This window comes from Streptomyces sp. NPDC043908, from assembly GCF_056435525.1.
Genome location: NZ_JBWKEI010000001.1, coordinates 138,399 through 148,866, shown reverse-complemented (window position 1 = coordinate 148,866; position 10,468 = coordinate 138,399). Strand labels below are relative to the sequence as shown.

The following is a 10,468-nucleotide window of genomic DNA, read 5'->3' as shown; positions in this document are numbered from 1 at the left end:
GCGGCACCGAAGGGAGCAGCCGTGCCCAGTCCGTTCGACCCCGGCGACGACGAGCCGTCGCACCTGGTGCTCGTCAACGCGGCGGGAGAGCACTCCCTGTGGCCCGCGTTCGCCGCCGTACCGGCCGGCTGGGAGGCCACCGGCCCCGCCGCGGCCCACAGCGTCTGCCTCGCCCGCCTGGCGCGGGCCCACGCCCACCCGTCCCCCGCTACCCCCTCAGGAGCCCTCTCGTGACCCAGGACCTGTACGAACTCGGTGACGCGCCGCCGCTCGGCGAGGCGCCCAAGCGCATGTACGCCTCGCTCATCCGGCCCGAACGCTACGGGCAGCCCATCGACGCCTTCCGTACCGAGGTCGTGGACGTGCCCCCGGTCGGGCGCGGCCAGGTGCTCATCAAGGTGATGGCGGCGGGCGTCAACTACAACAACGTGTGGGCCTCGCTCGGTGACCCGGTCGACGTCATAGCCGCCCGGCAGAAGCGCGGCGCGGTGGAGGACTTCCACATCGGCGGCTCCGACGCGTCCGGCGTCGTCTGGGCGGTCGGCGAGGGCGTACGCCTGAAGCCCGGCGACGAGATCGTGCTGCTGGCCAGTGTGTGGGACGAGAGCGCCGAGGACATCCGGCTCGGCGCCGACCCCTGCACCTCCGCCTCGCAGAGCGTGTGGGGGTACGAGGAGAACTACGGGTCGTTCGCGCAGTTCGCGGTCGTCGACGAGTACCAGTGCCACCCCAAGCCGAAGCGGCTCTCCTGGGCGGAGGCCGCCTGCTACATGGCGACCGCCGCCACCGCCTACCGCCAGCTCTTCGGCTGGGAGCCGCACACCGTCCGCCCCGGCGACGTCGTGCTGATCTGGGGCGGCGCGGGCGGCCTGGGCTGTATGGCGATCCAGTTGGTCAAGCAGCGCGGCGGCATCCCCATCGCGGTCGTCTCCAGCGACGAACGCGGCGAGTACTGCGTGGAGCTGGGCGCCAAGGGCTACATCAACCGCCGGGACTTCGACCACTGGGGCCGACTGCCCGACACCTCCGACGACGACGCCATGGCCCGGTGGCTCAAGGGCGCGCGCGCCTTCGGCCGCCGCTTCTGGGAGGTGCTCGGCGAACGCCGGGCGCCCAGGATCGTCCTGGAGCACTCGGGCGCCGACACGATCCCGACCTCCATGTACCTGTGCGACAACGCGGGCATGGTCGTCATCTGCGGTGGCACCACCGGCTACAACGGCGACGTGGACCTGCGCTTCCTGTGGATGCGCCAGAAGCGGCTCCAGGGCTCCCACGTCTCCAACGCGCGCGAGGCCCGTGAGGTCACCACGCTCATCGACCAGGGGCTGCTCGACCCGTGTCTGTCGCTCACCCTCGGCTTCGAGGAGATCGGCAAGGCCCACCAGCTGATCCACGACAACCAGCATCCGGCCGGGAACATGGCGGTCCTGGTCAACGCCAAGGAGTAGCGGTTCCGTCGGGCCGCCGCACCACGGGGGCGGCGGCCCAGCTGAACACCCCCGGCCCGGCCGGGCGCACCCGGACGTCGAGGACGTGGCCGGGCAGCGCCCTCGGCCGGGCGCGGAAGCCGCCAGGCACCGGCCGTGCCTCGATCGCGAGCAGAGTGGCCGGTGCCCGTCCGATGGGGAGCAGGGCGGCGAACGCCTTGAAGGCCGCCTCCTTCGCCGAGAACGCGGCGAGGAGCCGACGCGCCGCCGTCGGGGCGGGTGTGCCGTCCGTCCAGGTCCGCTCGTCGGGCCCGAGCACGATGTGCGCGCTCTCCAGGGGCAGTTCGCGCAGTTCGAGGTCGCACCCCACGGCGTGGAAGCGGGTGAGGGAGGCGGCGAGCGCGACGGCGAGGCCGCCGGAGTGGCTGATCGAACCCACCCGCCCGGCGGGGAACCGGGGCCGTCTGCCGTCGCGGAGGATCTCCGGTACGGGATGCCCGGGCCCGGCCAGCGCCCGGCGGGCGGCGAGGCGTCCGGCCAGGAAGTCACGGCGGCGCGGCGGCGGCATGGCGGCGGCGAGTTCACGCTCCCCGGGCCCCGCCGGGCACGCCTGCGGTTCGCCGGCCCGTGCCACGCCGAGCGAGAGCCCTTCGGCGTGCAGGGCGGAACGCAGCGGAAGCAGCGCGTGCTCAGCGGCTGCCCGGCCGGGGTCCGGGTCCGGCCGGATGCCGGCTGAGCCCGGGTCCGGCCGGACGCCACCTGACTCCGGGTCCGGCCGGGTGACCCCGAAGGCCGGGTCCGGCCGGGTGGTACGGGTGCCCGGCGCCCGGTCCGCCGCCTCGCCGCGCCCCGCTGCTTCACGCACGCAGCAGCTTCTTGATGATCTTCCCGGCCGGGTTGCGCGGCACCTGGTCGATGAACTCGATGCGCCGGGGCCGCTTGTACGAGGCGAGCCGCTGGGCGAGATGCCTCTGCAGCTCGGCGGCCCCGGTGCCCTCCTCGGCGACGACGTACGCCAGCGGGACCTCGCCGAAGTCCTCGTCCGGCACCCCGACGACCGCCGCGTCGCGTACCGCCGGGTGGGCCTGGAGGGCGCGCTCGATCTCCGAGGGGTAGACGTTCTGACCGGCCCGGATGATCAGATCCTTGCTGCGGTCGATCAGCCGGATCAGTCCGTCCCGGTCGATGTGCCCGAGGTCGCCGGTGCGGATCCAGCCGTCCACGGTGATCTCGGCCGTGGCCGCCTCGTCGCCCCAGTAGCCGCGCATCAGCCCGGGGCCGCGCACCCAGATCTCCCCGATCGCGCCGGGCTCCGCCTCCTGGCCGTGCTCGTCCAGGGCGCGCGCGGACATCCCCGGGACGACCCGGCCGGCCGGGATCACCTCGGGCACCGCGTCGGGTGCCGGGTGCTCCTCGGGGCCCAGCGTGACGAACGGGCCGCCGACCTCGGTCATCCCGTACACCTGGCGGAAGCCGCAGCCGAGCCGTTCGACGGCCTCGGCGTAGATGTCCGGCGGCATGGGCGCGGCCCCGTAGAGGATCTCGCGCAGGGTGGAGAGGTCCGTGGTCTCGGCGGACTTGGCGCGCAGCAGGAAGCGCAGCATCTGCGGGACGAGCCAGACGTGGGTGGCGCGGTGGGTCTCGATGGCGGCGAGCGCGGTCTGCGGCTTGAAGCCGGGCATCAGGACCACGGTCGCGCCGGCCGCCATGTAGGTCAGCGAGACGACCATGCTGCCGTGGTAGAGCGGGCAGCAGTTGACCAGCACCATGGCGTCGTCGGGCCGGGCCACGGCCAGCCAGCCGAGCGCGATGGCGCGGAACGAGGCGTGGTCGACGGTGACGCCCTTGGCCTGCCCCGTCGTCGCCGAAGTGTGCAGGATCGCCGCGGGGGCGTCGTCCGGGATGTCGTCGAGCGCCGGGCCGCCCTCGGCACCGAGCGCGGCGAACGCCTCGTCGTCCAGCCGGATACGGGTGCGCACCGGCAGGTCCGGGTGGCGGGCCAGCAGCGCGGCCTCGCCGATCACCGCGACGGCCCCGGTGCGTTCGGCGATCCCGGTCACCTCGGCCGGGGTCAGGCTGTGGTTGAGCGGGACGAAGAGCGCGCCGATACGGGCGAGCGCGAAGTACGTCTCCAGGACCTCGACGCGGTCCAGGGAGAGCACGGCGACGCGGTCACCGCGCCGGATGCCGAGCCCGGCGAGTCCGTGGGCGAGGGCGATGCCGCGGTCGTGGAACTGGGCCCAGGTGACGGAGCGGTGCTCGTCCACCAGGGCCGTCCGGTCGGGGAAGCACTGGCGGTTGCGCTCCGCCAACTGGGTCAGCCACATCAGGCGGCGCCCGGCTGCGGGGTGGCGGCGTCGCGGCCGGCGATGAACCGCTCGTAGTCGGCGATGGTGGTCAGGCCCTCCATGTCCTCGGCCGTCACCTCGACGCCGGTGCGCTGCTCGATGAGCAGGATCAGCCGGACGAGGTCGCCGGAGTCGATCCCGCTGGCGCTGAGGTCCTCGTCGTCGCCGATGGCCTCGGCGAACTCCGGTGTGCCGGTCAGCTCGACCAGCATCGTCCTGATGGTGCTCATGGGCGTACCCCTCTCGTTGCACGGACTACCGAAGAGAGAGGCGCGGCCGGTCCCGCGCACTCCCCCGCCCCCGCGTGACCTTCGTCACGGGCCGACGGCATGTGCCCGGGGATTGGGCGCCCCGGGCCCGGCCTCTTCCTTCTGTGAAGGCACCGCCACCGCGGCGGTACGGGACGAAGGGGTGGTCGACGGCGTGGAGCAGCTCAACGCGCACTTCGAGGCGCTGCTCGCGGCCGGGGAGCAGATCGAGCCCCGGGACTGGATGCCCGACGGCTACCGGCGGATGCTGATCCGGCAGATCTCCCAGCACGCGCACTCCGAGTTCATCGGTATGCAGCCCGAGGGCTCCTGGCTCACCCGGGCCCCCTCGCTGCACCGCAAGGCCAGTCTGCTGGCGAAGGTGCAGGACGAGGCCGGTCACGGGCTCTACCTCTACTCGGCGGCGGAGACCCTCGGGGTGTCGCGCGCCGAGCTCCTCGACGCGCTGCACAGCGGCCATCAGCGGTACGCGGCCACCTTCAACCACCCCGCCCTGACCTGGGCCGACACCGGTGCCATCGCCTGGCTCACGGACGGCGCGGCCGTCGTCAACCAGGCCCCGCTGTGCCACACCTCGTACGGGCCGTACGCGCGGGCGATGCGCCGGGTGTGCCAGGAGGAGGCGTTCCACGTCCGCCAGGGCTACGACGTGCTGTGGTCGCTGTGCCGGGGGACGCCCGAGCAGAAGCAGATGGCGCAGGACGCGGTCGACCGCTGGTGGCTGCCGGCCGTGGCCCTGATGTTCGGGCCGCCGGACACGGTGGCGGGCGGCGCGGACGACCGCACCGCCGCCATGGGCGCCGCCGTCTCGCAGCGGTCGATGGCCTGGGGCATCAAGCGGCACACCAACGACGAGCTGCGCCAGCGGTTCGTCGACAACGTGGTGCCGCAGGCGGAGCGGATGGGGGTGACCCTGCCCGATCCGGCGATCCGCTGGAACGAGGAGCGGGGGCACTACGACTTCAGCCCCATCGACTGGCAGTTGTTCCGCGGCGCCCTCGGCGACGGCTCGCACTGCAGCCGCCGGCGGCTCGCCCACCGGGTGGCGGCCCACGAGGACGGTGCCTGGGTCCGCGAGGCCGTGGACGCCTACGCGGCGGGCCTGGCCGAGGAGACGGACGGCGACGACGAGGAAAGGCGCGTGGCATGAGCGAACGGTCCGCACGGGTGCTGACGCCGTGGGAGGTGTTCATCCGGCCGCGCCGGGGCCTGGCCCACCAGCACGTGGGCTCGGTGCACGGCGCCGACGCCGACATGGCGCTCGCCAACGCCCGTGACCTGTACACGCGCCGGGGCGAGACGGTGTCGGTGTGGGTGGTGCGCTCCGACGCGGTGCACGCCGCCTCACCGAGCGAGAAGGACCCGTTCTTCAGCAACGCCGCCCACAAGCCGTACCGCTACCCCGAGCACTACATCCCGCTGAACGAGGAGAGCGGCCATGACGGCTGAGCCCTCCCGTACGGACGCGGACCTCGCCGCCTACGTGCTGCGGCTCGGCGACGACGCGCTGGTGCTGTGCCAGCGGCTGTGCTCCCTGGTGACCCGGGCGCCCACCATCGAGGAGGACCTGGCGCTCGCCAACATCGCGCTCGACCTGCTCGGCCACGCCCGCACCCTGCTCGCGTACAGCGGCCGGCTCGACGGCACCGGCCGCGGCGAGGACGAACTGGCCTACCGGCGCACCGATCGCGAGTTCCGCAACGTCCTCCTGACGGAGCTGGCGCCCGCCGACTTCGCGGTGACGATCGCCCGCCAGCTGGTGTACGCGCACTACAGCACGCTGCTGTGGAGCGCGCTGGAGAAGTCCCGCGACGACACCCTGGCCGCCTTCGGCGCCCGCGCCGCCCGTGAGGCGGAGTACCACCGGATGCACGCCGACCAGTGGACGGTCCGCCTGGGCCGGGGCACCGCGGAGAGCCGTCGCCGGATGCGGGCCGGGCTCGACCTGGTGTGGCCGTACGCGGACGAACTCTTCGCGACGGACGCCCTGGTGGAGCGGCTGGACGCGGACGGGACCGCCGTCGCCCCGGCGCGGCTGCGCGAGGAGTGGGAGCGGGGCGTGACCGCCGTCCTCGACGACGCGCGCCTCACGGTGCCCACGGTGTCGTGGCGCGCCACGGGCGGCCGGGACGGGCTGCACACCGAGGAGTTCGCGCCGCTGATGGCCGAGTTCCGGTCCGTACGCCTCCAGTACCCGGGAGGCACCTGGTGAGCGCCGCCCGGCTGGACGCCGACGAGGTGCGGGCCCGGGTGAACACCGTGCCCGACCCCGAACTCCCCATGATCACGCTGGCCGACCTCGGGGTCATCCGCGCGGTCGCGGCGGCGGACGACGGCGCCCTGGAGGTCGTCATCACCCCGACCTATCTGGGCTGCCCCGCCATGCCCGAGATCGAGGCCGGGATCCGGGCCGTGCTCACCGAGAGCGGCCACCCCGACGCCCGGGTGCGCCAGGTGCTCTCGCCCGCCTGGACCACCGACTGGATCACCGAGGAGGGCCGCCGCAAGCTGTCCGAGCACGGCATCGTGCCGCCCGGCTCCGCCCGGGCTCCCCTGTCGGTCCGGCTCGGTACGGGGGTGCCCTGCCCGCACTGCGGCTCGGTGGCGACCCGGCCGCAGAGTCCTTTCGGGGCGACCCGCTGCCAAGCCGTCCTGGTGTGCACCGCGTGCCGGGAGACCTTCGCGCATCTGAAGGCGATGTGACGCACCCTCATGACGACAGTGACGCCAGTGACGACTGACGGCGCCCCGGCGGCCGCGCGCCGGGCGACCGGCTGGTACCGGCTGCCGGTCACCTCGGTGGAGGCGGTGGGCGAGGAGTCGGTGGCGATCGGCCTGGCCGTGCCCGGCCCGCTCACGGAGGTCTTCGCGCACCGCGCCGGGCAGCACGTGGTCGTACGGCACCGGCCCGAGGGGCGCGAGCTGCGGCGCAGCTACTCGGTCTGTCTGCCGCCCCGCGATCCGGCGGGCCTGCGGATCGTGGTCAAGCGCCTGGGCCCGGACGGCTTCGCCGACTACGCCACCACGGACCTCGCCGTCGGCGACACCCTCGAACTCGGCCCGCCCACCGGCGACTTCCGGCTGGCGGACGTGCCCGGCGCGCACCATGTGCTGGTGGCGGGCGGCAGCGGGATCACTCCCCTGCTGAGCATGGCGGCCGCCGCCCTGCGCCAGGACCCCGCCTGCCGGGTCTCGCTGGTCTACGCCAGCCGCAGTGCCCAGTCGGTGCTCCTCGCGGACGAGCTGACCGACCTCAAGGACGCCCACGTCGGCCGGTTCTTCGCCCTGCACGTGCTCTCCCGCGAGGAGCGCGAGAGCGAGCTGCTGTCGGGACGGATCGACGCGGCCCGGCTGCCCCGGCTCCTCGCCCTGCTGGGCGCCGAGCCCGACCCGCGCACGCACTTCTACCTGTGCGGGCCGTGGGGGCTGGTGGAGACCGTCCGCGAGGCGCTCGCCGCGTGGGGCGCGGACGAGGCGCGGGTGCGCTTCGAGCTCTTCTCCACCGGCGGCGGCCTGCCGCCCGCTCCCCCGCCCGAGCCGCTGGGCCGCACCGGTCTCATCTCGGCCCGGTTGGCCGGCCGTACCACCGAGACGGTGATGCGGCCCGAGGACCGGGTGGTGCTGGACGCGGTCCTGCGGGCCCGGCCCGAGACCCCGTACTCCTGCCGCGACGGCCTGTGCGGCAGCTGCCGCGCCAAGGTGGTCCGGGGCAGTGCGGTGATGGACCGTCAGTACGCGCTCGGTCCGGCGGAGTTGGCCGCCGGTTACACGCTGCCCTGCCGGGCCCGGCCGGAGTCGGACGAGATCGCGCTCGACTTCGACGCCTGAGAGGGCCGCCCCGGCGCCCGCGCCCAGCACACGCAGGGCCGTTTCCCCGGCCGCCGCGACGAACCGCGCGGCCCCCGAGATCACAGGAGTGTGGAGCATGACCAGTACGGGCAGGCTGAGCGGCCGGACGGCGCTGGTGACCGGCGGCAGCCGCGGGATCGGCCGGGCGATCTCGCTGCGGCTCGCCGCCGAGGGCGCCCTGGTGGCCGTCCACTACGGCTACCGCACCGAGACGGCCGAGGAGGCCGTCGCCGAGATCGAGGCGGCGGGCGGCCGGGCGTTCGCGCTCCGCGCCGAACTCGGCGTGCCCGGCGACGCCGAGGCGCTGTGGACCGCCTTCGACAAGGGGCTCTCCGAGTACGGCGCCCGGCCCGGTCTGGACATCCTCGTCAACAACGCCGGCATCACCCTGCCGAAGCGGATCTCGGACGTGAGCGAGGAGGAGTACGACCGGCTCTTCGCCGTCAACGTCAAGGCCCCCTTCTTCGTGATCCAGCAGGGGCTCGGCCGGCTGCGCGACGGCGGCCGGATCATCACCATCTCCTCCGGCGTCACCCGGATCGCCATGCCGAACATCTCCGCGTACGCGATGACCAAGGGCGCGCTCGACACCCTCACCCTCGCCCTCGCCCCCGAGCTGGGCCCGCGGGGGATCACCGTCAACGCGGTGGCACCCGGCTTCACCTACACCGAGATCAACCCGACGCTGAAGGTGCCCGAGGTGCTGAACGCGTACGCCGCCGCCTCCGTCTTCAACCGGATCGGCCGCCCCTCGGACATCGCCGACGTGGTGGCGTTCGTGGCGAGCGACGACGCGCGCTGGGTCACCGGCCAGTGGCTGGACGCGACCGGGGGCGCGCACATCGGAATGCCGGCCTGACCGCCCGGCCCGCCCACGACCTACGGAGACCCATGACCGAGCAGACCAGCGCCCCCGCCCCGCCCCCGGCCGACGCGCCCCAGGTGCGGTTCGAGGGGACGACGCCGTACGAGGACTACATCCACGCCTCGCTGCTGTCCTCCCTCCAGCGGCCGCTCTCCCACGATCCGGGCGAGATGGCGTTCATCGTCACCACCCAGGTGATGGAGCTGTGGTTCACCCTCATCGTGTACGAGTGGCGCACGGCCCGGGACGCGCTGCTCAAGGACGACCTGGAGCAGGCCATGGACGCGCTGCGCCGCAGCCGCCGCTCGCACCGGGCGCTCAACGACTCCTGGGCGCCGCTCGCGGCGCTGACCCCGGCCCAGTTCAACGGGTTCCGCGCCGCGTTCGGCGAGGCCTCCGGGTTCCAGTCGGCGATGTACCGGCACATGGAGTTCCTGCTCGCCGACAAGTCCCGCTCCATGGTGCAGGCGCACCGGGGGCACCCGGCCGTCTACGCCGAGCTGGAGCAGGCGCTGTCCGAGCCATCGCTCTACGACGAGGTGCTGCGCTTCCTCTACCGGCGCGGTCTGCCCGTGCCGGAGCACGTGGTGGAGCGGGACGTGACCGAGGCGTACGAGCCGGACTCGTGGGTCGAGGAGGTGTGGCGGCGGATCTACGCGGGACCGCAGGACGATCCGCTGGTGCGTCTGGGCGAGGAGCTCACCGAGGTCGCCGAGCTGGTGCTGCGCTGGCGCAGCGACCATCTGCTCGCGACCCGCCGGGCGATGGGCGCCAAGGCGGGCAGCGGCGGCTCCCCGGGCGTGGCGTGGCTGGAGAAGCGCGCCCGCCGGTCGGTGTTCCCCGAGCTCTGGACGGCACGCAGCCATGTCTGAGACACCCGCGCGCCGGAGCCCCTCGGCGTTCGCGCTGGAGGAGGAGCGCCGGGTGCTGAGCATCCGCCCGGTACTGGCCCCCGTCCACCGGAAGTACGGCCCGCATCCGCACCAGGTGTACGACCTGTGGCCGGCCGAGGATCCCGGCGCGCCGCTGGTGATGCTGCTGCACGGCGGCTACTGGCGCTACGACCGCATGCATCTGACCCCGTTCGCGGCCCATCTGGCGCGGCACGGGTTCACCACGGTCCTGCCGGGCTTCCGCCGCTCGGGCGGGGCGGGCGGCTATCCCGCGACCTTCGACGACATCGCGCTCGCCGTGGACACGATCCCCGAGGGCCGGCCGTTCGTGCTGGCGGGCCACTGCTCGGGCGGCCATCTCGCCCTGTGGGCCGGGGCGCGCGGCCTGCTGCCCGGGAGTTCGCCCTGGTACACGACCCGGCTCCCCACGGCGGTCCTGGGCCTCGCCCCGCTCACGGACCTGGCGGCCACGATCCGCGACGACCTCAGCGACGGCGCCGGACTGCAACTGCTGGGCGGCGCCGAAGAGGCCGAGGCGCGGCTGCCGCTGGTCGACCCGCTGACGCTGCTGCGGGGCGCGGGGACGACCGGGGTGCGGACGGTGGTGCTGCACGGGGAGGTGGACGAGGAGGTGCCGCTGGGGCAGTTCGCCGACTACGTCGCGGCGCACCGGGACGCGGAGCTCGTGGTGCTCCCCGGGACCGGGCACTACACGCTCATCGAGCCGGGCTCCGAGGCTTCCCTCGCGGTGATCGGGACGCTGGGGCGGCTGGCTTCGGCGTTCGGCTGAGCACTCCGGCCGTGGTGCTGTCCG

Annotated in this window: 13 protein-coding genes; 10 read left to right on the top strand and 3 right to left on the bottom strand. The window is 74.0% G+C overall.

Annotated features, from left to right (window positions below; all coding sequences use genetic code 11):
• Positions 1-21: 21 nt before the first annotated feature.
• Together AC069K_RS00690 and ccrA are read left to right on the top strand one after the other, a co-directional pair.
• Positions 22-234: an MbtH family protein gene (locus tag AC069K_RS00690; protein WP_365106828.1), complete on the top strand. Its 213-nt coding sequence runs from the start codon at positions 22-24 to the stop codon at positions 232-234.
• A gap of 56 nt (positions 235-290) precedes the next feature.
• Positions 291-1,451 (top strand): crotonyl-CoA carboxylase/reductase, encoded by a 1,161-nt coding sequence (gene ccrA, locus AC069K_RS00685; RefSeq protein WP_365106877.1) that lies wholly within the window; start codon positions 291-293, stop codon positions 1,449-1,451.
• Here the strand turns inward: ccrA and AC069K_RS00680 are convergent.
• From AC069K_RS00680 to AC069K_RS00670, 3 genes are read right to left on the bottom strand one after another with little or no spacing between them, the layout of a single operon-like run.
• Positions 1,435-2,295: a 4'-phosphopantetheinyl transferase superfamily protein gene (locus AC069K_RS00680; RefSeq protein WP_478610646.1), complete on the bottom strand. Its 861-nt coding sequence runs from the start codon at positions 2,293-2,295 to the stop codon at positions 1,435-1,437. The genes ccrA and AC069K_RS00680 overlap by 17 nt on opposite strands.
• Positions 2,288-3,757, bottom strand: a complete 1,470-nt coding sequence (locus AC069K_RS00675; protein ID WP_478610644.1) for a class I adenylate-forming enzyme family protein — start codon at positions 3,755-3,757, stop codon at positions 2,288-2,290. Before AC069K_RS00675 ends, AC069K_RS00680 begins: the two co-directional genes overlap by 8 nt.
• Positions 3,757-4,008 carry an acyl carrier protein gene (locus tag AC069K_RS00670; protein ID WP_358834453.1) on the bottom strand — a complete coding sequence of 84 codons (252 nt, stop codon included), beginning with the start codon at positions 4,006-4,008 and terminating at the stop codon, positions 3,757-3,759. Before AC069K_RS00670 ends, AC069K_RS00675 begins: the two co-directional genes overlap by 1 nt.
• Positions 4,009-4,201: 193 nt before the next feature.
• Here AC069K_RS00670 and paaA point away from each other — a divergent pair, with 193 nt between their 5' ends.
• The 8 genes from paaA (at position 4,202) to AC069K_RS00630 (ending at position 10,444) form a co-directional block, all read left to right on the top strand.
• Positions 4,202-5,197 carry a 1,2-phenylacetyl-CoA epoxidase subunit PaaA gene (paaA, locus tag AC069K_RS00665; protein WP_478610642.1) on the top strand — a complete coding sequence of 332 codons (996 nt, stop codon included), beginning with the start codon at positions 4,202-4,204 and terminating at the stop codon, positions 5,195-5,197.
• On the top strand, positions 5,194-5,496 hold the full coding sequence (gene paaB / locus AC069K_RS00660; protein WP_067162897.1) for a 1,2-phenylacetyl-CoA epoxidase subunit PaaB: 303 nt from the start codon (positions 5,194-5,196) through the stop codon (positions 5,494-5,496). Before paaA ends, paaB begins: the two co-directional genes overlap by 4 nt.
• The gene (paaC, locus tag AC069K_RS00655; protein ID WP_478610639.1) at positions 5,486-6,259 is read left to right on the top strand and encodes a 1,2-phenylacetyl-CoA epoxidase subunit PaaC; all 774 of its coding nucleotides are present in this window, start codon (positions 5,486-5,488) and stop codon (positions 6,257-6,259) included. Before paaB ends, paaC begins: the two co-directional genes overlap by 11 nt.
• Entirely contained in the window at positions 6,256-6,750 is a 495-nt protein-coding gene (gene paaD / locus AC069K_RS00650) for a 1,2-phenylacetyl-CoA epoxidase subunit PaaD (RefSeq protein ID WP_365106844.1), read from the top strand. The genes paaC and paaD overlap by 4 nt, the downstream gene beginning before the upstream one ends.
• 27 nt (positions 6,751-6,777) lie before the next feature.
• Positions 6,778-7,875 (top strand): 2Fe-2S iron-sulfur cluster-binding protein, encoded by a 1,098-nt coding sequence (locus AC069K_RS00645; protein ID WP_365106847.1) that lies wholly within the window; start codon positions 6,778-6,780, stop codon positions 7,873-7,875.
• Positions 7,876-7,972: 97 nt separating this feature from the next.
• On the top strand, positions 7,973-8,755 hold the full coding sequence (locus tag AC069K_RS00640) for an SDR family oxidoreductase (protein WP_358834448.1): 783 nt from the start codon (positions 7,973-7,975) through the stop codon (positions 8,753-8,755).
• 32 nt (positions 8,756-8,787) lie between these two features.
• Positions 8,788-9,633, top strand: coding sequence for a tryptophan 2,3-dioxygenase (locus tag AC069K_RS00635; protein ID WP_478610637.1), 846 nt, complete (start codon positions 8,788-8,790; stop codon positions 9,631-9,633).
• Complete coding sequence (locus AC069K_RS00630; RefSeq protein WP_478610635.1) at positions 9,626-10,444, top strand: alpha/beta hydrolase family protein; 819 nt, start codon at positions 9,626-9,628, stop codon at positions 10,442-10,444. The genes AC069K_RS00635 and AC069K_RS00630 overlap by 8 nt, the downstream gene beginning before the upstream one ends.
• Positions 10,445-10,468 lie beyond the last annotated feature (24 nt).

Excerpts from the sequence above, each read along its gene's own strand:
- ccrA (WP_365106877.1), top strand. The coding sequence starts at position 291 with ATGTACGCCTCGCTCATCCGGCCCGAACGCTACGGGCAGCCCATCGAC.
- AC069K_RS00675 (WP_478610644.1), bottom strand. The coding sequence starts at position 3,757 with ATGTGGCTGACCCAGTTGGCGGAGCGCAACCGCCAGTGCTTCCCCGAC.
- AC069K_RS00670 (WP_358834453.1), bottom strand. The coding sequence starts at position 4,008 with ATGAGCACCATCAGGACGATGCTGGTCGAGCTGACCGGCACACCGGAG.
- paaB (WP_067162897.1), top strand. The coding sequence starts at position 5,194 with ATGAGCGAACGGTCCGCACGGGTGCTGACGCCGTGGGAGGTGTTCATC.
- paaC (WP_478610639.1), top strand. The coding sequence starts at position 5,486 with ATGACGGCTGAGCCCTCCCGTACGGACGCGGACCTCGCCGCCTACGTG.
- AC069K_RS00640 (WP_358834448.1), top strand. The coding sequence starts at position 7,973 with ATGACCAGTACGGGCAGGCTGAGCGGCCGGACGGCGCTGGTGACCGGC.
- AC069K_RS00635 (WP_478610637.1), top strand. The coding sequence starts at position 8,788 with ATGACCGAGCAGACCAGCGCCCCCGCCCCGCCCCCGGCCGACGCGCCC.
- AC069K_RS00630 (WP_478610635.1), top strand. The coding sequence starts at position 9,626 with ATGTCTGAGACACCCGCGCGCCGGAGCCCCTCGGCGTTCGCGCTGGAG.